Below are 24,507 nucleotides of genomic sequence, written 5' to 3'. Positions count from 1 at the left end.
GCGGTGCACGACTTCGGCCTCACCGTCGCCGACACGATCGTCGGTCTGACGATGGCGGGTCTCGGCCTGGCCACGTGGGTGAAGCGATCCCGGGCCGTCGGGCTGCTCATGGTGGCTACTGCTGCTGCCTGGTTCGCCGGCGATCTGGGCGGCTGGGCCCTGTTCCTGCACAGGGGACCACTTGTCCAGCTACTCCTCAGCTATCCGCGCGGATGGCCCCGCAGGCGACTGGACCGAGTTGTCATCGTCATCGCGTACGTCGACGCGCTGGTCTACCCGCTCGGACGGATGGACAGCGTGACGGTCGCCTTGGCCGTCTTGGTCATCGGGACAGCGTTGGTCGGCTATGCCACCGCAACCCAGAGAGAGCGGCGCGCGCGGGTGCCCGCGGTCGTCGCGACGGTCGGCATCATGCTGGCGCTCGGCCTGGGCGCGACCGCCCGGCTGATCGGTGCTCCGGCTGACACCGCGGCGCTCTGGGCCTACGAGCTGGCGGTCGGTGCGTCAGCCGTCATCTTGTTCGTGGATCTCCGCTGGCGTCGCAGGGACGGCGCGGCCATCACGGGCCTCGTTGTCGATCTCGGTGAGGCGGAGCGCACCGGCGTACTGGCCGACAAGCTGGGACAGGCGCTCGGCGATCGATCGCTGGTGCTGGGCTATTGGCTGCCGGAGATGCGCAGCTATGTGGACGAGGCGGGTCGCCCGGTCGACCTGCCCGACAGCGATCCCACGCGCGTGCTGACCGAACTGGTGGCCGACGGTCAGCGCGTCGGGGTGCTCGTCCACGACACCGCCGTACTCGACGATCCCCTGCTGGTCGAGTCGGTGGTGGCGCTCGCTCGGATGGCAGTCACGAACGTCCGCCTGCAGGCCGAGGTGCGGGCACGCGTCGGCGACGTCGAGGCAGCCCGCCGCCGGATCGTCGAAGCCGCCGATGCCGAGCGCCGACGGCTGGAGAGCCTGCTGCAGAAGGGCGCGATGCGCCGGTTGTCGGAGGTCGCCGAGCTGCTCACAGCCGATGACCCGGACGAACTGCAGGCGCACCTCGACACGTCGCAGGTCCTGCTCCGCGAGTTTGCCCGCGGCATCCATCCTCGGGTTCTGACCGAGTCGGGTCTTCCGCGTGCACTGGCCGAGCTGGCCGGCGCTTGCCAGACGCCGGTGGCGCTCGAGGTCCTGTCTGCTCGGCTTCCCACCGCTGTCGAGGCAACGGCGTACTTCGTGTGCTCCGAGGCTTTGGCCAACATCGGCAAGTACGCGCAGGCCGGCCACGCCCGCATCGAGGTAGCCAGGGCGGACGGCGTGGTCGTCATCGAGGTGACCGACGACGGAGTCGGTGGCGCGGATCCGACCCGCGGCTCCGGCCTTCACGGTCTGGCCGACCGGGTCCAGGCGCTCGGCGGAACCTTCCTGGTCGAGAGTCAGCCGGGTGCGGGCACCCGGCTGACTGCGCGGATTCCTGGGCCGACGGTCAGCCGACCCGTCTCCACGGCTTGACCAGATAGGTCGTCGGCCCGACCCCGAGCGCATCGTCGCGCCGGAAGGTGAGCGTGTCCCGGAAGAGGTTCCAGTGGAACCCGAACGTCTCGCCGGTGCCGCTGTAGGTGAGCCGAACCGTATCCCCTTGCACGGTACAAGTGCCGGTGTCCGAGAAGCCGCCGCGCTGGGACAGGGAAACCTGCCCTTCCTTGATGGTGAGCGTGAGGTCGCCCCAGTTCTCGTCGTCGTTGACCTCGCCCTGGTCGTACAGCAGTGGCGACGCCGCCAGCTCCGCTTTGGTGAAGCTCGTTTCATAGACCCCATCCAGCTTGCTGGCCGCCGTACCGACCGACGGACCGACTGCCGGACAGGTCAGGGCCTTGTCCGTTGAAGCGGCCGGCAGTTGCGCCCGGAGTTCCTGAATCCGGTCGAGGTTGGACCGGGTCTTCGGGTCTTCCCGCAGCCAGGTGTAGACCGGCTCGAATGCAGCGTGGAGCTGCTGGATCTGCGCCGCGCTCGCCGTGACGAACTGGAGTTTGCCGCGACGGCACAGCACGGCCGCCGCTTCGGTCTCGGCGTTGCGCTGGAGCTCAGCAGTGCTCTGGACCGCCGCGTTGGCGGCTTTGCGCAGCACGTCTGCCTGCCCGGCACCCAGCTTCTTGCCATTGGCAACGACGACGAGCGGCCGGGCCCAGAGGCTGACGTTCGCCGTGATCGTCCGGGCCACGGTGTCGTAGCCCTCGGCCTGGATGTGCGTGACCTGATGCTCCAGCCCGTCCATCCCGGTCAGCGGTGTGCCGCCGAACACGGACGGCACGGTCGTGGCTCCCAGGGCTTGCAGAGACCGAGCTCCCACGTCCGACAGCGAGAAGCCGATCCGCGCACCGCGGAAATCCGCAGGCCCCAGCAGCTTGCGGGTGATCCCCACGGGCCTGCGCATCGTTCCTGGCAGGATGCCGATACCGGCGAGACCGATCGTGTCGACCGAGGTGAGCATGCCGGTCGCCAGGTCACTGGCCAGGACCTTCTGCTGCAACGCAAAGCTGTCCACTGCCATCGGGGCGACCAGAGCATCGAAGTCCTTGATCCCGCGGGCGTGCCAGGCACGGGCCGGGACGACAGCGAGGTCGACCTCGCCGGCTTCGACGGATCGAATCAGCTCGGCCTCGGTGGTCCCGGTGGTCGGTCGATGGACGATTTCCAGGTGGATCGATCCCTTGGAGACCCGGCCGACCTCGTCGACGAAGGGCTGGCTCTCCTCGAGGATCGGGGTCGCGATCGTCAGTGTGACGGGACCGGGCGTCTGGCTCCCGCCCGCCTTGTCAACAGGTCCACCGCAGCCGGCAACGGCCGCGACGACCATGAGCGCAGTTCCGGACTTACTGACCAGGTTCATCGAAAGCTCCTCTCCCCGTGTTCGAAGCTATCGACCCGTTCCGTCCGGCGAATCCAGACGCGCACTGATCCACGGATGGGCGTTGTCAGGGAGAACCCCAACACTGGCCGAGAGGTCACCCCGATTCGCAACTGCCTCGTGGCACCTAGCTTCGACCGCAAGTACCGAGAACTCCAGGCCTGAGGCGAGGAGCGAACCATGTCAGAAACAAGAAACCGAGCACTCTCCGCGGCGATCGTGCTGGGAGTGGTGGTCGCCGGTACGGCGTTCAGCACGGCGTCGGCCCAAGCTGCGAAGGCCACGCTTCACTGTGGGGACACGATCACCGCTGACACCACGTTGCACGCCGACCTGGTCAACTGTCCGGGCAACGGTCTGGTGATCGGCGCCGACAACATCACCGTCGATCTCAACGGACACACCGTCGACGGGGACAACGCGGCCGAGTGCCCCGACGACGTTCCCTGCGACGTCGGGATCTCGAACCTCGCCGGCCATGACGGCGTCACCGTCAGCGGCGGAGTGATCCGGCAGTTCGACACCGGGGTGTTCTTCGCCGGTGGTCTCGCCCACACCCGGTTACGCCAGCTCACCGTGCGGAACAGCTTGGGGATGGGGATCGTCGTGGTCGACTCCACCGACACCGTGATCGAGAAGAACCGCCTGTCCGGCAACGGTTTTGTCGGGATCGTGTTCGGCGAGTCCCACAACGCTCAGCTGGCCGGAAACTCGGTGACGGGATCCGGGGCCAGCGGCATGTTCCTGTTCGACGTCCACGACAGCACGGTCGAGAAGAACACGCTCGACCACAACAACCACGGGATCGTCGCGGTCGCCGGCAGCTCCCGCGTCACGATCCGCAGCAACGCGGTCTCGCACAGCAACGGGGGGGCGATCGACCTCGGTGAGAACGCGACGGCCAACCGCGTCGAGCACAACCACCTTGCCGACAACGGCGACGGCATCATCCTCACGGAGGTTGCCGGCAACCTGATCAGCGACAACGTCGTGACCGGCACGGGCTTCTTCGGCTTCCCGGACGCGGGCGGATTCGGGCTCATCCTCGATGGCGCCGATCGGAACAAGCTGGACCGGAACACGGTCACCGGCGGCCGTGGACCGGCGATCCTCGTGCTGACTCTGGACGCGCCGACCGCGGCCGTGGGCAACATCGTCTCGCGGAACATCGTCAACAGCAGGCAGAGCGACGGGATCTACATCGGCAACGGTGCGACCGGGACCGTCGTCGAGCGCAACATCGCCAACCGCAGCGGCAATGACGGCATCAAGGTCGACGCGCCTACGACCAAGCTGACCCGGAACACCGCCGACTACAACCACAACCTGGGAATCGAAGCCGTCCTCGGTGTCACCGACGGCGGCGGCAATCACGCAAGCCACAACGGCAACCCGCTCCAGTGCACGAACGTCGCCTGCTGACCTCATGCCGGCTGCGCGGTGAGCTCAGGCTTGAGTTCACCGCGCCGCCGGTCCCGGCCGTTCGTACTCTGCGGGGTCGTTAACCTTCCCCCTGTACATTCGGCGGTCACCTTCTGTTCATGTCTGGGGGGACCGATGTTTTTGCTGCGCCGAGGGGGTCGTGAACGGACCACGCCGATTGGTGCGTTGCACCAAGCGATCATGCGTTGGGGCGAGGCCGAGCGGACCAGCTCGCGGCTGGCGATCCAGCGCTGGGTGGACGGCGTGGCGTACGTCGACGTACAGGCGCGGACGTATGCGGAGTACTGGACGCAGCAAAACTCTCTGACGCTGACAGCGGAGGGACCGCTCTGGGTGGTCCTCGGCGACTCGACCGCGCAAGGACTGGGCGCTTCGTCGCCGCTGCACGGGTACGTCGGCCAGGTGCTGAACGCCCTGCGCCGTCAGGGAACGCCGTGGCGAGTGCTCAACCTGTCGCGGTCCGGTGCGCAGACACGGCATGTGCTGGAGGATCAGCTCCCGTTGCTGGACGGTCTGACGCCGGCACTGGTCACCTGTGGCATCGGCAACAACGACATCCTCGCTACGCCACCAAAGCGTTTCCGCGACCACCTCCGCCAGGTGATCGATCGACTCCCCTCCTCGTCCGTCGTGATGGACCTGACGGTCCCGGACCGCTTCTGGCGGATCGGTGGAGCCGTCAGCCCGTACGTCTCGGGAATCAACCAGCTGATCAGCAACACAGCCACGTCCCGTGGCCTCCCGGTGGCCGAGGTGTCTCGCTACGCCCGCCCACCATGGCGCGGCATGCTCGCACCAGACGCCTTCCACCCCAACAACCTCGGCTACCGCCGTCACGCCGACGCACTACTCGCGGCACTACCGGCCGGCGTACTCAATCCCTGAGAAGCTGTTGTAGCCGGTCCAGCGCCTTGCTGCTCTCCTGTCGCACTTTGATCGGGATGATCGCGCCACGGCCCGGTACCCGAATGCCGCCGGTCAGAGCTACTCGCGTGCCACCACCTGGTTCGGCGGCGACTGCCATGCCGATGATCAGGAAGCGGCTCTGCAGCCAGCACCACCCCGGGCGGAACTGACCCTTCAGCCGCGCGCGTTGCCCTCTGGCGCCTTTCGCGAGTACGACGACATAGTCGCCGTCGCGCTCCTCGAGCGTCGCCGAGACGAGGTCTGCGTGGATGGTCGCAAACACGTCGAGGTCGGCGAGCATCGCCTGCACCCGGTCGGGTTCTTGCGGCAGCACGCGTTCGGTGACGGCTGCACCCGGCACGGCCGCCGCGAGCGCCCGGAACCGCTCGACGTCCGTCAGTTCAACCTGTGGCCAGTTCATGAGCTCCACGCCTTCCGAAAGCTTGCCCGCGCCCGGTGCAGCCGCGACTTCGCCGTACCCTCTGGGACGTCGAGTACGGCGGCCGCTGCCTGTTCGTCCATTCCTTCGAGATCGCGCAGTACCAGGACCGCTCGATGCTCGGGCGACAGCCTCCTGAGGACGTCCTGTACGTCGATCGCGAGCTGCGGATCGTCCGCGGCCGGCAGGTCCGTGAGCTCGGCGGGCAATTGCCGCTGCCCGCGGCGCGCAACCCGGACCGCCTCGCGGACGGCGATCGCCCGCGCCCAGCCGAACAGGGCCGCCGGCTCCTGCAGGCTGTGCAGCCCGCGGAAGATCGCGATCAGTGCTTCCTGTGCCGCGTCGGCTCCGTCGTGCAGCGCGATCGGCCCACAGATCCTCCCGACGTACGGCGTCAGCGCGTCGAGCACCTCGTTCATCGCGACCGTGTCGCCACGTTGCGCCGCGCGAACCAGATGTTCCTCGATCATCTGGAGAATTCTGGCACCAGCGGCCGCTGCGCTCGGACGAGCTTCAGATCAGCTACGCACAGCGCGACACAGAGCGGGGTGTAGAGCAACAGGTTGAGCCAGTAGAACGCCGTACTCGTGTAAACCGCGCCCGAGATCCAGACCAGTCCAGCGGCCGCCCGCACGGCCAGCCCGGCCACCAGTCCGCAGACCACGAGTCTGCTGAGTCGCCACCTCGCGCTGGTGAGAATGGCGCCTGCCAGCAGGAGGTGCAGTGCAGCCAGTGGCAGCACTACTCCGGGGCCGAAGCTCACCTGCAGGTTGAGGACGGTCAGCGAGAGGCTGCGCTCATCCCCTGCGGGCCAAGTGGCGCCTGTTGCCCAGTAGACGTGCACCGCCGCAAGCAGGAGGTGTGCGCTCGCGGAGACCTTTCGAGAATCCATCTCGACTCCTTCTCAGATGTGCGTGACAGCTGAGAAGAGGAGCCGTTCGGCCGAGACGTTCCCCTGCGTGATGCAGGTCTCAGGCTTCAGGTGCCTTCGGGGCCTCGGGGATCACCGGGGCGTCGGCGAGCAGCAGGTAGAGCGAGCGGCGAGCCTCGGCGAGGATCTTGGCGGCTGCGGTGCGCTGCTCCTCCGAGCCGCTGCGGCCAACTTGCCGAGTCGCCGAGTGCAGCTCCTCGAGCAACGCGCGCAGGTCGGTCGCGGGCTCGGTGCTCGCGAAACCGGCGAACGGATCGATCGACGTCTCGCGACGCGTCTCGACGTACTCGCGGCCGGCGTCGGTCAGGGTGACGAGCTTGCGGCCGGCCTCGGCGGTCACAGTGACCAGGCCCTCGTCCTCCAACTGGTTGATGGTCGGGTAGATCGCGCCGGGGCTGGGGGTCCAGCGCCCGTCGCTGCGGTCGGCGATGGCCTGCATCAGCTGGTAGCCGTGCATCGGCTCCTCGGCAAGCAGCATCAGGACGGCCGCTCGGACATCGCCGCGCGGGGCCCGGCCGCGGCGGGTGCCGCGTCCTTCACCACGACTGGGGCCTCGGCCACCACGTCCGCGGTGCATCGGCAGGTCTTCTCCCATCCGCGGTCCGCCGCGTCGGGGGTGGTGGCCGCGTCGGCGGCCTCGGGTTTCGTTGGGGGTGTTCATACTTTCCTCCTCGATATTCTTCATGACACTAACGATATATCGTTACTGTCTCCAACGCAAGACCCTTTTCAGCCGAGACTCCCCCGCGTGGCGCGGGGGCTCAGGCGTCGGCGAGCAGCAGGTGGATCGAGTGGCGGGCGTCGGCCAGGATCTTGGCGGTCGCCGTGCGCTGCTCCTCCGAGCCACTGCGGTCGACCAGTCGAGCGGCCGCGTGCACCTCCTCGGCGAGGAACATCAGGGCGTCCGCCGCGGCGGGGACAAGCGCGGGGTCCTGCCGGAGGATCGCCTCCTGGAGTTCGTCGATCTCCGGCACCGGATCCACACCGAGTTCGCGATTCAGCACCGCCCGCAGCCGAAGTACTGTGTCCAGCGCTTCGGCCTGCCGGCCGGACCGGTACTGCGCTGTGGCGAGCAGAATCGACCGCCGCTCACGCAGCGGGGCTTCGGCGACCAACGCCTGAGCCCTGCCGAGGACGCTGCTGTGCCGACCCGACCGCAGCGCGGCCTCCACCGCAGTCTCCTGCGCGAGTTGCCGCAGTTCTTCGAGCCGCGCGGCCTCGATCCGGGCCGCGTCCCAGCACTCGACCTCGATCAGCGGCCGGCCCCGCCACAGACGTAACGCGCCGGACAGCACCGCGGCCGCGCGCTCGGCATCGGTCGCCACCAGTACGCCGGCCCGCTCGACGGCTCGCTCGAACCGCTGCGCGTCGATCTCGTCGGGCGGGACCGTGAGCCGGTAGCCGCGCGGCGACGTCTCGATCGAACGATTGCCCAGCGCCTTCCGCAACCGCACCACACAGCCCTGCACGATCTTGGTCCACGACGCCGGGAGTTCGTCACCCCACAGGACGTCCGCGAGTACGTCGGCACTGACGACGTCCCCCGGATGCACCACGAGCGCAGACAGGACGACGCGATCACGCCGGCCTAGATGTTGCCCCCCATCGACCGTGAGTGGGCCCAGAACGGCGATACCCACCTCTCGACTGTCGATGGCGCGGCGCGGCGCGTCAAGACCGCACTCGATACCGCGCCGATACCTGGTGGGAGCAGACTCGTGAGGTCAAGGGGGAAGTACCATGTCCGCACGAGCTGGACGGACGCAGGCACCACAAAACAAGCGATCAATCACGACCTGGTTGCGGAGATCGGCAGCCGTAGTCGTGTGCAGCGCGCCGCTGATCGCACCTGTCCCGGCGATGGCGGCGAACCATCCGCGGCCGGACGGCGCGTCGGCGAGCTACAGCACTCAGGCACCCGACCGCAACGGCGCTCTGGACGCAACCTCGGTCGCCGTCGGAGCGGCGAGCGGGATCGCCCTGACCTGGCTCGGCCTGGGCGGGTACCGGCGCCGGGATCGCACCGCGAAACCCTGAGGCGCCAATACTACGGATTCGGATAATCTGGATTCGTGGAAAATGACGAGTTGCTGCTGGTGCTTTTGCAGCGGGCGACACATGTGACGTTGCAGGTGCTGGGGACGGAGCTGGCCGACCTAGGGTTGACGGCTTCCGAGCTGAACGTGCTGGCGAACCTCGCGGACGGGCGGCCGCGGACGGTGTCCGAGATCGGGGTCGCGGCGGGCGTGCGGCCGACGACGCTGACCGGCGTACTCGATCGGCTTGCCGACAAAGGGCTGCTGACTCGTGCCGCGCGCAGCGGCGACCGGCGTGCCGTGGAGATCTCGCTGACCGCAGCCGGCGCCCGGACTGCGGCCAGGGTGGCCAAGGCGTTCAAAGCGGTGGAGGACCGAGCGTTGGACGACGTACCAGAGTCGGCGGTCAAGCAGGCCCGGCGGGTGCTGAAGGCGTTGGCGGAATCATGACCGTCTTCGACGAGCTGATGGGTGAGTTGATGTCGACCGCTGAGCGGTTCGGTCATCGGGAGCACGTCCGCCTGACGTGGCTCGCCGTACGGCGGTGTGGGACGGCCCGCGCGGTGGAGTTGATCAGCGACGGGATCCAGAAGACGGCTCGGTACGCCGGGGTGCCGCAGAAGTACAACGCCACGGTCAGCAGGGCCTGGGTCGAGCTGACGGCGTACCACATGACCGAGGCGCCGGGCGAGGACTTCGACGAGTTGGTGCGACGGAACCCGGGGCTGCTGGACAAGCGGCTGCTGACGCGCTTCTACAGCTCACGCGCCTTGGCGTCTCCGGCCGCACGGACCGGGTGGGTGGAGCCGGACATCAAGGCGTTTCCCTTTACTCTGCCCCAAGGGCAGGGGGTGTGATGGTCCGGTGTTGACGATCAGTGAGTTCGGGCGCAGGGCCGGGCTTTCGCACAAGGCGCTGCGGTTGTACGACGTGTCGGGGCTGCTGGCACCGGCGCAGGTGGACCCGGCGAACGGGTACCGCTTGTACGACGAGGAGCAGCTGGAGCGGGCGCGACGAATCAGCGTTCTGCGGCAGTTGGACATGCCGCTGACCACGATCGCCGAGGTCCTCACCGGAACAGATGAGGACGCGTTGATCCGGCTCGACCGGTGGTGGGCCGCCGAGGAGGCGACCACGGCCTCCCGGCGGGCGACGCTGCAGTACCTGCGGGACCGGTTGTCGCGCTCCGGTACGACGGGGCTCGCTCCGCGACCGGTGCACACCCGGGACGTGCCGGCGACGAAGATCGCGTCGATCCGGGCCGACACCAACCAGCAGTCGCTGATCGGGGTGATCGTGACGTGCACCGACGAGCTCACGTCGTACCTGCGGGCCGCCGGTGCGACCGCGAACGTCGGGTCGTGGGTGATCTACCACGGCGCGGTGACGCCCGAGGGTGAGGCGACAGTCGAGGTGTGCGTACCGTTCGAGGGCCTGGTGGACCCGGCCGGCCGGATCGGGATCCGGGTCGAGCCCGCACACCGGGAGGCGTACTGCACGATCACGATGGACGAGTGCGCGTACCCGCGGATCATGCTCGCCTACGACCTCGTCTTCGACTGGGTCCGGGCGTCCGGCGGCCCCGAAGCGGGTCCGCCGCGGGAGGTCTACCGCCCGGACTGCCACCTGCTCCCCCGCAACGAACCTGCCGTCGACATCGCACTGCCCATTCTCGAGAGGAACCTTTGATGGACTACGCGATTCAGACGCGCTTCAGCGATCCCGGCGTACACGCCGGACTGTTCGACGCGCTGCCGGACGATGTCACCGAGATCGCCGCGGTGGTCCGCAACCTGCTGATCCACTACCGCGGCGGCGGCATCGAGTTCACCGGCGAACGACTCGCCGAGATCGACAACCGCTGGGTGTCGGCGATCCTCGCCACCGACCAGAAACGCAACGGTACGCCGCTCGCGGTGCCGCGGGAGCCGGTGGACCGGGTAGTCGGCTGCTGCCGCGACTACACGCTCCTGTTCGTCTCGATCCTGCGCCACAAGGGGATCCCGGCGCGCAGCCGGGTCGGCTTCGGGAACTACTTCACCGAGGGCTTCAACAACGACCATGTGGTGGCCGAGTACTGGAACGGCGACCGATGGGTGATGATCGACGCCGAGATGGACCCGGCTGATCCACAGTTCACTTTCGACGTGGCGGACATGCCGGCCGGACCGTTCCGGTCCGCGGCCGAGGTGTGGCAGGGATACCGGGCCGGTGAGCTCAACGGCGATCTCTTCGGCGTGGACACGAATCCGGACGCTCCGCTGAAGCTGCACGGCGGCTGGTTCATTCGTACCTATGTGCACTACCAGCTCGCGCATCTCAACGGCGACGAACTTCTGCTGTGGGACAACTGGGGCACGATGTCCGACACGCTGGACGGCGCTGACGTCGAGCTCACCGACCGGATCGCCGGCCTGATGCTTGCCTCCGACAACGGAGACGACGCGGCGACGAAGGAGGTCAATGACCTCTACCGCACCGACCCCGGCCTGACGTACGCCGGCCGCGCCTTCGTCACCTCACCCGCCGGCGGAGAGTTCGTCTGGAAGGACCTGGGCTAGCCTCACCCGCACCGCCCTCGCCGCCGCACTGGTTGCCTGGGGCATCGTCCGCAGTCGGGCCTGAGCACCCCCGCCGGTGCCGCGAGACAGGTTATTGCCTGTCCCCGGCCACCAGTACCTGTTCACACCCCCGGCTCGCGGCGGTGCAGTACACAAAACACCCCCGCCTGGTGAGGCAGGCGGAGGTGTGTCTTTTGTGGTGGTGGCTCAGAACTCCGAGCCGGCGGGTAGGTCAGGGGTGGACGGGTCGTCCGGGTCGGACGGGCCGGCGGCGAGGCCGAGTTCGGCGACGCTCGCCAGGCCGGTGTGGTTCGGGACGACGCGGACCGTGTAGCCGAACGGGCCGGTGCGGTCCAGTTTCAGTTCGCCCTCGTACCGGTGCCGGTTGCCCTCGTACGTCTCGGCCAGCGAGAGCGTGGCGCGGACCGGGTCCGTGATCTCGTCGTTGGTGTCGACGCGACCGTGCAGCACCTCGACGCAGATGTCCGACGGGGCGAGGTCGCCGAGCGCCGCGAAGGCGCGGATCCCGACGGTCGTGCCCAGCTGCGGTACGTCGCCGAGGCCCTGGAGCTCCACGTGGTCGACCCGGATCTGCGGCCACGCCGCCCGGACCTTCTGCTTCCACGCGGCCAGTTCGCGTGCGCCGTCGTACGTCGAGTTGAGGGCCCGCGACGACTGCGCCGCCGGCACGTACAGCTGCTCGACGTAGTCCTTGACCATCCGGGTGGCGAGCACCTTCGGGCCGAGCTCCTTGATCGTGTGCCGCAGCATCTCGATCCAGCGGGTCGGCACGTCACCGTCGTAGAAACGCGGCGCGACCTGCTTCTCGATCAGGTCGTACAGCGCGTGCGCCTCGAGGTCGTCACGGCGGTCGGTGTCCTCGATGCCCTCGGCGGACGGGATCGCCCAGCCGAACTCGTCGTCGTACCACTCGTCCCACCACCCGTCGCGGATGGACAGGTTGAGTCCGCCGTTGAGAGCGGCCTTCATCCCGGACGTGCCGCACGCCTCGTACGGGCGGAGCGGGTTGTTCAGCCAGACGTCGGTGCCCGGGTACATCGGCTGCGCCAGCGCGATGTCGTAGTCCGGCACGAACACGATCCGGTGCCGCACCTCCGGGTCGTCGGCGAAGCGGACCATTTCCTGGATCAGCTTCTTGCCGCCCTCGTCGTGCGGGTGCGCCTTGCCGGCGATGACGATCTGCACCGGACGCTCCGGGTGCAGCAGCAGCGCCTTCAGCCGCTCCGGGTCACGCAGCATCAGCGTCAGCCGCTTGTACGACGGAACACGCCGGGCGAACCCCATCGTCAGGACGTCCGGGTCGAGGATCGAGTCGACCCAGCCGAGCTCGGCATCGCTGGCGCCACGGTTGATCCAGGACTGCCGCACCCGCGAACGGGTGTCGTCGATGAACCGCTGCCGGAGCAGCCGCTTGGTCTCCCAGATCTGCGCGTCGGTGGTCTTGTCCAGACCCTCGAACACCGAGTCGCCGTCGGCGGTGTAGTTCGCGTACGTCAGGTCGTGCACCTCACGCGCCACCCACGTCGGCGCGTGCACGCCGTTGGTGATCGAGGTGATCGGCACGTCGATCGAGTCGAAGCTCGGCCACAGCCCGGCGAACATCCCGCGGCTGACCACACCGTGCAGCTTCGACACGCCGTTCGCGCGCTGCGCCAGCCGCAGCCCCATGATCGCCATGTTGAACAGCGCCGGGTCGCCGCCCTCGAAGTCCTCGGCGCCGAGCTCGAGGATCCGGTCGACCGGGACCTCCGGACCGAACACGTCCGGCGAGAAGTGCTGCTGGATCAGCTCGACCGGGAACCGGTCGATACCGGCCGGGACCGGGGTGTGCGTGGTGAAGACGGTGCCACCGCGGTTGACCTCGAGCGCGGTGTCGAAGTCGAGGTCCTTGTCGGCGGCGAGCTCGCGGATCCGCTCGATGCCGAGGAAACCGGCGTGACCCTCGTTGGTGTGGAACACCTCGGGCGCCGGGTGGCCGGTGATCCGGCAGTACGTGCGGACCGCGCGGACACCGCCGACGCCGAGCAGCAGCTCCTGGAGCAGGCGGTGCTCGGTCGAACCCCCGTACAGCCGGTCGGTCACCTCGCGCTCCGACGGCTCGTTCTCCTCGATGTCGGAGTCGAGCATCAGCAGCGGCACCCGGCCGACCTGGGCGACCCAGATCTGCGCATGCAGCTCGCGGTTTCCGGGCAGCGTCAGCGTCACGGTCGCCGGTGCGTCACCATCCCGGAGCAGGCTGATCGGCAGCCCGTCCGGATCCACCAGGGGGTAACGCTCCTGCTGCCAGCCCTCACGGTTCAGCGACTGCGCGAAGTACCCGTGCCGGTACAGCAGACCGACGCCGATCAGCGGTACGGCGAGGTCGCTGGCCGCCTTCAGGTGGTCACCGGCAAGGATGCCCAGACCGCCGGAGTACTGCGGCAGCACGTGGGTGATGCCGAACTCCGGGGAGAAGTACGCGACCGCGTCGAGCGGCGAACCGCCCGCGGTCTGGAACCACCGGTCTTCGGTCACATAGCTGTCCAGGTCGGCTACTGCCAGTTCCAGCCGGCGCAGGAAAGCGTGGTCGTTGGCCAGCTCGTCGAGCCGGGCCGCCGGGACCTCGCCGAGCAGCTTGACCGGGTCACCGCCGGTGCTCCGCCACAGCTGCGGGTCGACGGCCTCGAAGACGTCCTGCGTCTCCGGGTGCCAGGCCCAGCGGAGGTTGTTCACCAGGGTTCCCAGGCCGGTCAGCGGCTCGGGCAGGACAGGGCGGACGGAAAATCGTCGTATCGCTCGCACCGGGACACCGTACCGGCCCGGGGGCCGCAGAACACCTTCGGGATGCATCGATCTTGCAACGCGAGCAAGAATTTGCAGCTCTGCATGTCACAGACAGGTGCTGGGAACCGATACCGTCAGCAGTGCAGTTCCCGACGTACTTACCCATCCGCCGGATCCGCAAATCGGGCGGTACCTCTATTCGGAGAGTGAAGGTTCGTCTACGCCATGACTGGGCGCATCCCGATCACCGACGTCACCCCGACCGTCGACGCCGGAGCTTATCCGGCGAAGTCCGCGGTCGGCGAGACGTTCACCATCGCGGCCACGGTCTTCCGGGAAGGCCATGACGCGGTGAACGCGAACGTCGTACTGACCTCGCCGTCGGGACAGACCAGACGGATGCTGATGGCACCGGTCGGTCAGGGCACCGACCGCTGGACCGTCGACGTGACGCTGCAGGAGCAGGGCGCGTGGACGTTCGCGGTCGAGGGCTGGAGCGACCCGTACGGGACCTGGCGGCACAACGCCGAGATCAAGATCCCGGCCGGCCTGGACGTCGACCTGATGTTCGCCGAGGGCGCCGCGTTCTTCGACCGCGCAGCCGCCGGCGTACCACCCGCCGTACGGGCGGACCGTGGCACGCTGAGCGATGCGGCGCATGCACTGGCCAACGGCGCGCTGCCGCCGGAGGCGCGGCTGGCCGCGGGCATCTCCCCGCAGGTACGGGCGGCTCTCGGGCGCTACCCGGTGCGCGAGCTGATCACCTCCTCCGAGACGTACCCGGTGTGGGTCGACCGGACCCGCGCGCTGTACGGCAGCTGGTACGAGTTCTTCCCGCGCTCCGAGGGTGCGGAGTACGACGAGGAAGCCGGTGTGTGGAAGTCCGGGACGTTCCGGACCGCGGCGCTGCGGCTCGAAGCCGTCGCGAAGATGGGCTTCGACATCCTCTACGTGCCGCCGATCCACCCGATCGGCCACTCGTTCCGCAAGGGCCCGAACAACACCCTCGACCCGAAGCCGGGTGACCCGGGCTCGACCTGGGCGATCGGCTCCGAGGACGGCGGCCACGACGCGATCCACCCGGAGCTCGGCACGTTCGAGGACTTCGAGTACTTCGTCGGCCGGGCCCGTGAGGTCGGCCTCGAGGTCGCGATCGACCTGGCCCTGCAGGCGTCGCCGGACCACCCGTGGGTGAAGGAACACCCGAAGTGGTTCTCGGAGCGCGCCGACGGCTCGATCGCGTACGCCGAGAACCCGCCGAAGAAGTACCAGGACATCTACCCGATCAACTTCGACAACGACCCCGAAGGCATCTACGCCGAAGTACTGCGGATCGTCCGGCTGTGGATCTCCAAGGGCGTGACGGTGTTCCGGGTCGACAACCCGCACACCAAGCCGGTCAACTTCTGGGAGTACCTGCTCGGCGAGATCCGCAAGACCGACCCGGACGTGGTGTTCCTGTCCGAGGCGTTCACCCGGCGGCCGATGATGCAGGAGCTGGCGAAGGTCGGGTTCCACCAGTCGTACACGTATTTCACCTGGCGCAACGAGAAGTGGGAGCTGGAGGAGTACCTGGAGGAGCTGACCAAGGAGACCGGGCACTTCCTCCGCCCGAACTTCTTCGTGAACACGCCGGACATCCTCACGGCGTACCTGCAGTACGGCGGCCCCGGCGCGTTCAAGATCCGCGCGGCGATCGCGTCGACGTCGTCACCGGCCTGGGGTGTGTACGCCGGGTACGAGCTGTTCGAGCACGTCGCGCTGCGGCCCGGCTCGGAGGAGTACCTGGACACCGAGAAGTTCCAGCTCCGCCCGCGGGACTGGGAGGCTGCGGAGGCCGAGGGTCGTTCGCTGGCGCCGTACCTGACGCTGCTGAACAACATCCGTCGCCGGCACCCGTCCCTGCAGCAACTGCGCAACCTGACCCTGCACTCGGTCGATGACGAAGCGATCATGTGCTACTCAAAGCGCTCCACCGCACCCGACGGCCACACCGACACCGTCATCGTCGTCGTGAACACCGACCCGCACTCGGTCCGCGAGTCGATGGTCCACCTCGACATGACCGCCCTCGGCATGCGCCCCGAAGACACCTTCACCGTGTACGACGAAATCACCGGCGCAACGTGGCGCTGGGGCCAACAGAACTACGTAAAACTAGACCCCAACGGCGAACCCGCCCACATCCTCGCCGTCCGCCGCGGCCAAGCCTAAGCAACAGCACGCGGGGCCGGTGACGACTAACCGATCCGGCCCACGCGCGCTACGCACGGCACCTGAACTGGTGGCTGTGAACAGGAAATAGCCTGTCTCCACCCACCGCGGCCCGCCACCACCCACCACGAACGGCCACCAACATACGCCCGCCCCAGCCAGCCGATCGTGTGCAGTTCGGGCTGGATCCTTTGCTAGAGCGGGACTGTTTCTGGGTATTTGAGGCCGGCGCCGGTGTTCAGGGCTACTACCTGGTCGTTGGCCTGGATCCAGTTGGATTCGCGTAGGGTGCGGATTGCGGCGAAGTTGGCGGCGCCTTCGGGGCAGATGAAGGTGCCCTCGAGTTGGGCGACGCGATGTTGTTCGGCCAGGATGTCCTCGTCGTCGACCGCGATCGCGCAGCCGCCGGTCTCGGCGATCGCCTGTAGTACAAGGAAATCGCCGAGGGCCTTCGGGACAGTGATGCCGAAGGCAACCGTCTTGGCGTCTACCCACGGCTCACTTTCGGGGAGGCCCTTCTCCCAGGCGCGGACGATCGGTGCGCAGCCGGTCGACTGGACGGCGACGAGGCGCGGTAGCGGCCCGTCGATCCAGCCGAGGTCGCGGAGTTCGTTCAGCGCCTTCCAGATGCCGATGATGCCGACGCCGCCACCGGTCGGGTAGACGATCACGTCCGGCAACTGCCAGCCGAGTTGTTCCGCGATCTCCAGGCCCATCGTCTTCTTGCCCTCGATCCGGTACGGCTCCTTCAGCGTCGACGCGTCGAAGTACCCGGACTGCTCCCGGATGTACGCCGCCGCGTCGCCGATCAGCCCGTCGATCAACTGCAGCCGCGCACCGACCGCGATCACCTCGCGCCGGCAGATCTCCGGCGCGGCGATCGGCATCGCGATCAACGCCTCCATCCCGGCGCGCGCGGCGTACGCGGCCCAGGCCGACCCGGCGTTCCCGTTCGTCGGCATCGCGATCTTCCGGACGCCGACCTCGTACGCGCGGGACACACCGACGGCGGCGCCGCGGGCCTTGAACGTCCCGGTCGGGATCAGCCCCTCGTCCTTCATCAGCAGGCGATCCACCCCGAGTTCGGCGCCGTACCGCGGCAACGGCAGGAGCGGCGTCATCCCCTCCCCCAGCGTCACCACGTTCTCGGGCGACCGCACCGGCAGCAGTTCGTGATACCGCCACAGGTCCGCCGGCCGAGCGGCGAGATCCGCCTTCTTCAGTGCCGACTGAACTACCGGTACGTCGTACCGCGCGAGCAGCGGCGATCCGCACGGGCACAGGCCGATGATCTGATCGGCGTCATGGGTGACGCCACAACGAGGACACTCGAGATGACTCAGCGCGGAGAAGGTCACGACAACAGAAACTACCCCGCGCGCAGATCGGTGATCATCGGGCGCTGGTGATCGGTGAGCCGGAACCCGATGCCGCGGACGGCGTCGATCGTGACCGTCGTACCGAGGTCGTCGAGCTTGCGGCGCAGGCGCTTCACTACCGAGTGCACGTCGGCGGTGCCGCGGATGTTCCGGTCCCGCCACACGGTGTGGTGCAGGGCGTCGTACGACCAGACCCGCAGCGGCGCGGACATCAGCCGGCTGAGCAGCTCCTGTTCGAGGTCGGTCAGCTGGATCTCGCTACCACGCCAGCGCGCGACCGAGCGCCCCCGATCGATGGTGAGTACGTCGGCCTCGGGGTCCCCGCCGGTTGCGCGGACGGCGGTGGCATCGACCGCATCGGGCTCCGGCGGCTCGGGCTGCCCAGGTGCGGCGGGTGGTGGTTGCTGAGCAGGAACCAGCAGTCTGCGCAGTTCGTCGAGGCTGGAGACCAGGAGCAGCGGCGCGACGTCGTCGACGAGCTCGGCCAGCCGGACGCGCTGCTCGGGCGAGGCCGCGACCGCGATGAGCAGTGGGAACGGTTCGGATCTGGTGGTGGTCAGATCGACGTCCGCTGGGGCGGGGACACGGGCGGTGACCATCTGATCACGATGTCAACATCTGCCTCGGATCGTCAACGGAATGCCAACGTTTGCCCAGGTTGCTTCGATCGGCGCGACAGCTAGTCACAAGTTGCTCACCAGGCGTGCTTGTTACCACGTTGTTCTGACACATAAGGTCCACGTCAGGCTTGCGGTGTCACATGCCGCGACCTGGGGGGTACACAACGTTCGTATGCCCTCCTGCAGCAAATGACTCGGGGGAGTCGACTCGGGGTCGTTTCAAGTGAGGGGCTGCAGAGATGTCACATCAACGAAAGGGACTCGCCAGATCACTGGTGGGTGCCCTCGCGACGGTGGCAGTCGTCGCAACCAGCCTGGCCGCCGCCGGCCAGGCCCAGGCTTCATCGCCCACCAAGCCGGAGGCCACACCAGCCTCCAAGATCAAGCCAGAACTGCTGGAGAAGCTGGACGGCAAGGATGCCAAGTCCGCGACGGACTACTGGGTCCGGTTCGCGGCCAAGGCCGATCTGACCGCCGCCGGCAAGATCACCAACTGGAACGAACGCGGCACCGCAGTGGCCGCCGCGCTGAAGAAGGCCGCCGCGGACAGCCAGGCGAAGATCCGCGCCGAGCTGGACGCGCAGCACGTGAAGTACCAGTCCTTCTGGGGTACGAACGCGATCCGCATCGAGAGCGGCTCGCTCGAACTCGCCCAGAACCTGGCCGGCCACACCGAGGTCGAGGGCCTCTACGCGCCCGTCCAGATCGAGGTACCGAAGGTCACGCCGGGCCAGCAGGAGAAGGCGATCCAGGCCGTCGAGTGGGGTGTCGCCAACGTCAAGGCGAACCAGGTCTGGTCGCAGTACGGCGACAAGGGCGAGGGGATCGTCGTCGCCAGCATCGACACCGGTGTGCAGTACGACCACCCGGCGCTGGTGAACCAGTACCGCGGCAACAACGGTGACGGCACCTTCAACCACAACTACAACTGGTTCGACGCGGCCGGCACCTCGCCGAACGCGCCGGCCGACGGCAACGGCCACGGCACCCACACGATGGGCACCATGGCCGGCGACGACGGCGCGGGCAACCAGATCGGTGTCGCCCCGGGCGTGAAGTGGATCGCCGCGAACGGCTGCTGCCCGAGCGACGCCGCGCTGATCACGTCCGGCCAGTGGATGCTCGAGCCGACCGACCTCGCCGGGCAGAACCCGGACGCGAGCAAGCGGCCGAACGTCATCAACAACTCGTGGGGCTCGCAACTGCCGTCGAACGATCCGTTCATGGAGGACATCACCCTGGCCTGGACCGCGTCCGGGATCTTCGGGACGTTCGCCAACGGCAACAGCGGTGAGGGCGGCTGCAACACATCCGGCTCACCGGGCAGCCTGACGAGCAACTACTCGGCCGGCGCCTACGACATCAACAACAACATCGCGTCGTTCTCCGGCCGTGGTGTGGGTCAGGGCGGCACCATCAAGCCGAACATCTCGGCTCCGGGTGTCAACGTCCGCTCCAGCCTGCCGGGCAACACGTACGGCGCATTCAACGGTACGTCGATGGCGACACCGCACCTGACGGCCGTCGTGGCCCTGTTGTGGTCGGCCTCGCCGTCCCTCAAGGGTGACGTCGCCGCCACGAGGGCGCTGCTGGACTCGACCGCGATCGACACGCCGAACAGCCAGTGCGGCGGTACCGACGCGAACAACAACGTCTTCGGTCAGGGCCGCCTGGACGCGCTGGCGCTCCTGAACGCGGCGCCGATCGGCGACACCGGCACGCTCTCCGGCACCGTCACCGCCGCCACCGGTGGAGCCGCTCTCGCCGGCGCCAGCGTGACGGTGAAGGCGGAAGGCCAGCCGGACAAGACGCTGACCACCAGCAGCAACGGCGCGTTCTCGTCCGTGCTGCCGGCCGGCGACTACAGCCTGACGGTCGCGTCGTTCGGTTACGCGACGCAGACCGCCACCGCGACCATCACCACCGGTCAGACCACCACCAAGGACTTCGCTCTGGTGAGCACTCCGCAGGTGAGCGTCGGCGGCACCGTCACGGACGGCTCCGGCCACGGCTGGCCGCTGTACGCGAAGGTGACGGTCGAGGGCCCGGGTGGCGTGTTCGACTACACGACGCCGAGCAACGGTCGCTACAGCCTGAAGGTCCCGTCCGGTGCGGCGTACTCGCTCAAGGTCGAGTCGAAGTACCCGGGTTACCAGGCCGTCAGCCAGCCGATCACGGTCGGCACCGGCAACCTGACGCAGAACATCGCCGTACCGGCCGACGGCACCTCGTGCAGCACCGCGCCCGGTTACAAGTGGGGCTCGGACGGCGTCTACGAGACCTTCGACTCCGGTGCCGCGCCGAGCGGCTGGACCGTCGTCGACAACAAGGGCAACGGTCAGGTCTGGAAGTTCGACGACCCGGGCAACCGGAGCAACCTGGCCGGCGGCAGCGGCAAGTTCGCGATCGTGGACAGTGACAAGTACGGCGGTGGCGGGTCGCAGGACACGTCGCTGGTCAGCCCGGTCGTGGACCTGACCGCGGTCACCGCTCCGGTGATCCGGTTCAACCAGGACCTGAACTACCTCGGCGGCGAGAAGGCCGACATCGACCTGTCGATCGACGGCGGTGCCACCTGGAGCAACGTGCTCACGCAGGGCACCGACGCCCGCGGCGTCAAGGAGATCGCGATCCCGCAGGCGGCCGGCAAGTCCGCGGTCCAGGTGCGGTTCCACTACTACAACGCGTCGTACGAATGGTGGTGGGAGGTCGACAACGTCCTCGTCGGCAGCCAGATCAGCTGTGTGGCGACCGGCGGCGGCATCGTCGTCGGCAACGTCAAGGACGCCAACACCAGCGGCTTCGTGAACGGCGCCGTCGTCACCCGTGACGGCAGCAGCGAGTCCGCGACTACCGTGGCGACGCCCGAGGACACCGGTCTCAACGACGGCTTCTACTGGCTGTACTCGTCCGCTGACGGCAACCAGGGCTTCACCGCCAAGGCCGGCAACTACGTCAGCTCGACCGCGACCGTCGGGGTCGAGGCGGACTGGACGACCACGGCCGACTACACGCTGAAGGCCGGCCAGCTGGCCGTCACGCCGGGCACTGTCACCGGCAACCTGAAGCTGCCGACCGGCAAGGTGACCAAGTCGTTCAAGGTCACGAACACCGGCGGCGCGGACGTCGACGTGAAGTTCGGTGAGAAGGACGGCGGTTTCGTCCTGCAGAACGCGAACGGCTCCACGACGACCAAGGCCCAGGTGGAGAACGGGCCCGGCGCCCCGCTGCAGCGGCTCGCCGTGGACACCTCGTTCGCCCGGATGCTGACCGGCAAGACCGGCGCAGCGCCGGCCGCCGCGAAGCCGATGGCGGCTCCGTGGGCCGACATCGCCGACTACCCGGCGTCCGTGATGGACAACCGGGTGGTCAGCCTGGAGGGCAAGACGTACTCGATTGCCGGTGGCAACGGTAGTGCGTCGACCGCCAACAGCTACGTGTACGACCCGGCGACCCTCGCCTGGACCGCGATCGCCCCGCTGCCGGGTGCTCGCAACGCCATCAGCGTCGGTGTGATCGGCGGCAAGATCATCGCCAGCTCCGGCTGGGGAGCATCCGGCCCGGCGCCGGAGACCTGGTCCTACGACCCGGCCGCCAACGCCTGGACCGCACTGGCCGCCAACCCGGCCCCGCGGGCCGCAGCCGGTCAGGCCGTGCTCGACGGCAAGCTGTACGCCGTCGGCGGGTGCACCACCTCCAGCTGTCTGCCGATGAGCAACACGGTCGTCCGCTACGACGCCGCGGCGAACGCCTGGGAGACGCTGGCGAACTACCCGCAGTCGGTCGCGTTCGCGTCCTGCGGTGCCATCGACGGCAAGTTGTACTGCGCCGGTGGTAACGACGGCACGAACTCGCTCAAGGCGGCGTACGTCTACGACCCGGGAGCCGACTCCTGGACCGCGATCGCGGACGCTCCGGCTGACCACTGGGCGGCGTCGTACGCCGTCGCGGGCGGGAAGCTGCTGATCGTCGGCGGTGTCCAGGCCGGTGCGGTCACCAACGCTGGGTTCTCGTACGACCCGTCGTCCGAGAGCTGGACCGCACTGCCGAACGCCAACCTGCCGCGGTACCGCGGTGGTGCGGCGTGTGGCTTCTACAAGATCGGTGGTTCGTCCGGCAGCTTCAACGCGACCGTGGACAGTGAGGCCCTGCCGGGTCTCGAGGACTGCTCCGAGTCGTCGGCGGACGTGAGCTGGCTGTCCATCGACCAGACCGAGGCCACCCTGGCCCCGGGACAGTCGACGACCGTCAAGGTCACGCTCTCCGCGAGCGTCGACCAGCCCGGTACCTACAGCGGTGCCGTGACGATCGGCGAGAACACCCCCTACACGGTCGCTCCGGTCGGCGTGACGATGAACGTCACCCCGCCCACCACCTGGAGCAAGCTGCAGGGCACCGTCACGGGCGTCAGCTCGTCCGGCGCCTCCGCTGCCCTCCCGGGCGCGATCGTGCAGGTGGACTCGTGGGCCCAGTCCTACACCTTCATCACCGACAAGGACGGTAAGTACGCCTACTGGCTCGACCGTCGCAACAACCCGCTCACCCTGATCGCCGCGAAGGACGGCTACAAGCCCCAGACCCGCACCACCAAGCTGGTCGCCGGCACCCCCGTCACCGAAGACTTCGCCCTGAAGTCGATCAAGTAAGCACCTAGTAGAAACTCGGCCCCCGGACCCCTGTGGTCCGGGGGCCGAGCCCTGTTTGCGGAAGGAGTGCGGAATCCACCGCACCCGGGATGATAGGTAGCACTCCCCACCCCCTGGATTTATGCACAGGAGCGAGGTTGGGGGCGTTTGGGCGTGGGGATCGGTGCATGTTCTTGAGGTGGAACGGGAATTCGAAGAGGTTTTGCGACGGCAGCTAGGAGCGTTCAGCCGGGCACAGGCGAACGCGGCGGGGATGTCGGACCGGTCACTCGCGGCCAGGTGCCGGGCGGGACGTATTCAGCGGCTCTACCGCGGGGCATACGTGCATTTCTCCGGTCCGGTGCCCTGGGAGACGCGGCTGTGGGCTGCATGGCTGGCATACGGGCCGGAGGCAGCACTCGCCGATGAGACAGCGCTTCGGCAGTACGGCATCTATCGAGGTGAGAGTGATGTGATCCGGCTGGAGATACCGCACCGGCGTAGGTTGCGCGCTGAAGCCGGCGTAGCCATCACCCGGACTCGCGACTTCGCTCATCGCGTGCTCGAATCGCGGGAGCCGCCGATGGTCCGGCTCGAAGTCGCTGTCCTGACCGTCGCGAGTCGACGGGCCCGCCCGGACGATGCGGCGGCGCTCGTACTCGACGCGTGCCGTCAGCGCCGTACGACGCCACAACGTCTGCTCGCCGAGTTGGCCCGGATGCAGCAACTCCCCGGGCACGGCCTCCTCGTCCAGATCGTGAGTGATCCCTGCGGTGCCGCGGTCCAGGTCGCCACGGTCCTCCGCGCGCGGAGCTGGCCAGGCCTCCCCACCGCGTGCGGCCCCGAGTGCCCGATCGGGTTGGGGAATGCAGCGAACCTGGATTGACCTGCTGGATTCCCCACCGCACGCCGGCTAGGTGGTGGGGAGGAGGTGGAAGCCGACGCCGCGGACGGCGTGGATGGTTACCGTGGCGCCGAGGTTGGTGAGTTTTTGGCGGAGGCGTTTGACGACCGAGTGGATGTGCGAACCGTGGCCGAGGTGCTCGTTGCCCCAGACCGCGTGGTGCAGGCGCTGGTACGTCCACACCCGGCCGGGTTCGGCGACCAGGCAGTGCAGGAAGTCGTGCTCCAGCCGGGTCAGCGGCATCTCGCGGTCCTTCCACCGGACCACCCGGCGGTCGACGTCCAGGCGTAGCTCGGCGACCGGCTCGGGTTCACGCACCGCCTGCATCCGGCGCTCCACGGCCGCCGCGACGGTCGGCCCAGCCGGCACAGGCAGCCCAGTCGGCACAGCCGGTACGCCGCCTGCTGCACTGATTGCCGCGCTCGGCGCGACCGTGACTCCCGTGAGCTCCAGGAAGGCGCGCGCCTGGTCGGCGTTCGAGACCAGCAGCAGCGCGTCGGCGCCGCCCAGCAGGCGGGCCAGGTGTACTCGTTCGGCCGTGGACGCGGCCACGCCGATGATCAATGACGAATCGGACGGCCTCTCGATCGGCATCACAAGCTCGCCCCTCCCAGTCGAACCGGCAGGACCTAAGTACGGTTTACGGCGCGAACTAAGTCAAGTGATTCGGGGCGCAGCGGGCTGGCACATATGCGTCCTGTCCGAGACAGGACAGGCAAACCTTGGCAAAACCTCGCGACGCTCCCCGGACAGGTGTGCGATCGGCCCGCCA

21 protein-coding genes are annotated in these 24,507 nt (G+C 68.2%); 11 read left to right on the top strand and 10 right to left on the bottom strand.

All coding sequences use genetic code 11. The annotated features are described in order from the left end of the window. Positions 1–3 precede the first annotated feature (3 nt). Positions 4–1,497, top strand: coding sequence for a sensor histidine kinase (locus tag E0H45_RS37590; RefSeq protein ID WP_131346707.1), 1,494 nt, complete (start codon positions 4–6; stop codon positions 1,495–1,497). Here the strand turns inward: E0H45_RS37590 and E0H45_RS37585 are convergent. Next, positions 1,472–2,875, bottom strand: a complete 1,404-nt coding sequence (locus E0H45_RS37585; RefSeq protein ID WP_131346705.1) for a TRAP transporter substrate-binding protein — start codon at positions 2,873–2,875, stop codon at positions 1,472–1,474. The two genes, E0H45_RS37590 and E0H45_RS37585, sit on opposite strands and share 26 nt — an antisense overlap. 198 nt (positions 2,876–3,073) lie before the next feature. On the opposite strand from E0H45_RS37585, the gene E0H45_RS37580 reads away from it, so the two are divergent. Both E0H45_RS37580 and E0H45_RS37575 read left to right on the top strand, forming a co-directional pair. Then, positions 3,074–4,315, top strand: coding sequence for a right-handed parallel beta-helix repeat-containing protein (locus tag E0H45_RS37580; RefSeq protein ID WP_131346703.1), 1,242 nt, complete (start codon positions 3,074–3,076; stop codon positions 4,313–4,315). Positions 4,316–4,516: 201 nt separating this feature from the next. Then, positions 4,517–5,221, top strand: a complete 705-nt coding sequence (locus E0H45_RS37575) for an SGNH/GDSL hydrolase family protein (RefSeq protein WP_165546742.1) — start codon at positions 4,517–4,519, stop codon at positions 5,219–5,221. Here E0H45_RS37575 and E0H45_RS37570 read toward each other — a convergent pair. The 5 genes from E0H45_RS37570 to E0H45_RS37550 form a co-directional block, all read right to left on the bottom strand. Further along, positions 5,211–5,663, bottom strand: coding sequence for a hypothetical protein (locus E0H45_RS37570; protein WP_131346699.1), 453 nt, complete (start codon positions 5,661–5,663; stop codon positions 5,211–5,213). The genes E0H45_RS37575 and E0H45_RS37570 overlap by 11 nt on opposite strands. After that, positions 5,660–6,151, bottom strand: a complete 492-nt coding sequence (locus E0H45_RS37565; protein ID WP_131346697.1) for an RNA polymerase sigma factor — start codon at positions 6,149–6,151, stop codon at positions 5,660–5,662. The genes E0H45_RS37570 and E0H45_RS37565 overlap by 4 nt, the downstream gene beginning before the upstream one ends. Beyond that, positions 6,148–6,573: a DUF3995 domain-containing protein gene (locus E0H45_RS37560; protein WP_131346695.1), complete on the bottom strand. Its 426-nt coding sequence runs from the start codon at positions 6,571–6,573 to the stop codon at positions 6,148–6,150. The genes E0H45_RS37565 and E0H45_RS37560 overlap by 4 nt, the downstream gene beginning before the upstream one ends. Before the next feature lie 79 nt (positions 6,574–6,652). Next, positions 6,653–7,297, bottom strand: coding sequence for a PadR family transcriptional regulator (locus tag E0H45_RS37555; protein WP_131346693.1), 645 nt, complete (start codon positions 7,295–7,297; stop codon positions 6,653–6,655). A 76-nt stretch (positions 7,298–7,373) separates the two neighbouring features. Continuing rightward, entirely contained in the window at positions 7,374–8,252 is an 879-nt protein-coding gene (locus E0H45_RS37550; RefSeq protein ID WP_165546741.1) for an AfsR/SARP family transcriptional regulator, read from the bottom strand. A gap of 160 nt (positions 8,253–8,412) precedes the next feature. Between E0H45_RS37550 and E0H45_RS37545 the strand changes: the two genes are divergently transcribed. From E0H45_RS37545 to E0H45_RS37525, 5 genes are read left to right on the top strand one after another with little or no spacing between them, the layout of a single operon-like run. Continuing rightward, positions 8,413–8,649 (top strand): hypothetical protein, encoded by a 237-nt coding sequence (locus E0H45_RS37545; protein WP_165546740.1) that lies wholly within the window; start codon positions 8,413–8,415, stop codon positions 8,647–8,649. Positions 8,650–8,684: 35 nt separating this feature from the next. After that, positions 8,685–9,098: a MarR family winged helix-turn-helix transcriptional regulator gene (locus E0H45_RS37540; RefSeq protein ID WP_202872711.1), complete on the top strand. Its 414-nt coding sequence runs from the start codon at positions 8,685–8,687 to the stop codon at positions 9,096–9,098. Next, complete coding sequence (locus E0H45_RS37535; protein ID WP_202872710.1) at positions 9,095–9,505, top strand: hypothetical protein; 411 nt, start codon at positions 9,095–9,097, stop codon at positions 9,503–9,505. The genes E0H45_RS37540 and E0H45_RS37535 overlap by 4 nt, the downstream gene beginning before the upstream one ends. Before the next feature lie 7 nt (positions 9,506–9,512). Beyond that, positions 9,513–10,337: a MerR family transcriptional regulator gene (locus E0H45_RS37530; protein WP_131346687.1), complete on the top strand. Its 825-nt coding sequence runs from the start codon at positions 9,513–9,515 to the stop codon at positions 10,335–10,337. Further along, on the top strand, positions 10,337–11,209 hold the full coding sequence (locus E0H45_RS37525; protein WP_131346685.1) for a transglutaminase-like domain-containing protein: 873 nt from the start codon (positions 10,337–10,339) through the stop codon (positions 11,207–11,209). Before E0H45_RS37530 ends, E0H45_RS37525 begins: the two co-directional genes overlap by 1 nt. A 207-nt stretch (positions 11,210–11,416) precedes the next feature. On the opposite strand, the gene glgP is transcribed toward E0H45_RS37525, so the two are convergent. Continuing rightward, positions 11,417–14,011: an alpha-glucan family phosphorylase gene (gene glgP, locus E0H45_RS37520; protein WP_131346683.1), complete on the bottom strand. Its 2,595-nt coding sequence runs from the start codon at positions 14,009–14,011 to the stop codon at positions 11,417–11,419. 207 nt (positions 14,012–14,218) lie between these two features. Between glgP and E0H45_RS37515 the strand changes: the two genes are divergently transcribed. Next, positions 14,219–16,207, top strand: coding sequence for a maltotransferase domain-containing protein (locus E0H45_RS37515; RefSeq protein ID WP_131346682.1), 1,989 nt, complete (start codon positions 14,219–14,221; stop codon positions 16,205–16,207). A gap of 194 nt (positions 16,208–16,401) precedes the next feature. Here the strand turns inward: E0H45_RS37515 and E0H45_RS37510 are convergent, their stop codons facing one another. Next, positions 16,402–17,565, bottom strand: a complete 1,164-nt coding sequence (locus E0H45_RS37510; protein ID WP_131346680.1) for a threonine synthase — start codon at positions 17,563–17,565, stop codon at positions 16,402–16,404. A gap of 11 nt (positions 17,566–17,576) precedes the next feature. Further along, complete coding sequence (locus E0H45_RS37505; RefSeq protein ID WP_131346678.1) at positions 17,577–18,185, bottom strand: winged helix-turn-helix domain-containing protein; 609 nt, start codon at positions 18,183–18,185, stop codon at positions 17,577–17,579. A gap of 314 nt (positions 18,186–18,499) precedes the next feature. Here E0H45_RS37505 and E0H45_RS37500 point away from each other — a divergent pair, with 314 nt between their 5' ends. Both E0H45_RS37500 and E0H45_RS37495 read left to right on the top strand, forming a co-directional pair. After that, positions 18,500–22,852, top strand: coding sequence for a S8 family serine peptidase (locus E0H45_RS37500; RefSeq protein WP_238155619.1), 4,353 nt, complete (start codon positions 18,500–18,502; stop codon positions 22,850–22,852). A 178-nt stretch (positions 22,853–23,030) separates the two neighbouring features. Then, positions 23,031–23,717 carry a type IV toxin-antitoxin system AbiEi family antitoxin domain-containing protein gene (locus E0H45_RS37495; protein ID WP_165546739.1) on the top strand — a complete coding sequence of 229 codons (687 nt, stop codon included), beginning with the start codon at positions 23,031–23,033 and terminating at the stop codon, positions 23,715–23,717. A gap of 27 nt (positions 23,718–23,744) precedes the next feature. On the opposite strand, the gene E0H45_RS37490 is transcribed toward E0H45_RS37495, so the two are convergent. After that, positions 23,745–24,329 carry a winged helix-turn-helix domain-containing protein gene (locus tag E0H45_RS37490; RefSeq protein WP_131346672.1) on the bottom strand — a complete coding sequence of 195 codons (585 nt, stop codon included), beginning with the start codon at positions 24,327–24,329 and terminating at the stop codon, positions 23,745–23,747. Positions 24,330–24,507: the final 178 nt, after the last annotated feature.

Origin of the sequence: Kribbella soli (genome assembly GCF_004331345.1) — a bacterium.
In the GTDB taxonomy this organism is placed as follows: Bacteria; Actinomycetota; Actinomycetes; order Propionibacteriales; family Kribbellaceae; genus Kribbella; species Kribbella soli.
The sequence above is the reverse complement of the archived record's forward strand: the minus strand, read 5'-3'. Positions and strand labels throughout refer to the sequence as shown.